General features: G+C 62.2%; 1 protein-coding gene. It reads left to right on the top strand.

Annotated elements, in window-relative coordinates:
* Positions 1–115 precede the first annotated feature (115 nt).
* On the top strand, positions 116–857 hold a 742-nt coding region (locus PO883_RS34665), incomplete at its 3' end, for a phosphopantetheine-binding protein (RefSeq protein WP_289313829.1).

Raw genomic sequence — 857 nt, 5'->3', positions numbered from 1 at the left:
TGTCCATCGGAATAGCCTGGTGGCGGCCGGAGAGCGCAGCGGACGCAGCCTGTCCGTGAACTGGCCGTTATGGGCTGATGGCAGCATGCGGCCCGATCCTGCGAGCATTCTCCATATGCGTGACAATTTCGGTCTTGTCCCGATGGACAATGCGGCGGGCATGGCAGCGTTTTACCAGGCACTTGCCAGTGGACAGGCCCAGGTGCTGGTGGCTGCGGGCGAACGGAACAAGCTGCTGGCGGTATTCGGCGGCCATGCCGCGCCTGTGCCTGTCGCTGCGCTTGCCGCAGATAAGCAGAGCGTGATACCGGATCAGTTGGTCGACTTGAATTACAAGCTTGCGACGGTCTTGCTGCAGCTGGTATCGAGCTTGATCAAGGTCAAGCCTGAAGATATCGACCTCGACAGCGAGCTCAGCGAATATGGTTTCGATTCGATTTCGCTGACCGAACTGGCTAACAAGCTCAACCAGGAATACGGACTGGAACTGATGCCGACGCTGTTTTTCGAGCATGGGACCGTGTCCAGCCTGGCCACTTACCTGGTCGAGGCGCATCAGGCGGTGTTTGCGCGCCGCTTTGGCTCACGGGCCAGTGCGGCGGCAGCCATGCCGCAGCCGCAGACAGCTGCTGCCCCGGTTCAGGCTGCGGCGCCAGTCAGCCGCCGCAGCCGCTTTGGCACACCGTCCGCTGTGACGGCTGCTTTGCCGGAAGCGATCGCCATCGTCGGCATGAGCGGCTGCATGCCGATGGCTGACGACCTGGATGCCTTCTGGACCAACCTGGTGGAAGGGCGCGACTGCATCAGCGAAATTCCTGCCAGCCGCTGGGACTGGCAGGCGATGTTCGGCGATCCGG

The sequence above is a fragment of the Massilia sp. DJPM01 genome, assembly GCF_030348125.1.
GTDB classification, from domain to species: Bacteria; Pseudomonadota; Gammaproteobacteria; order Burkholderiales; family Burkholderiaceae_D; genus Telluria_A; species Telluria_A frigida.
The sequence above is the reverse complement of the archived record's forward strand: the minus strand, read 5'-3'. Positions and strand labels throughout refer to the sequence as shown.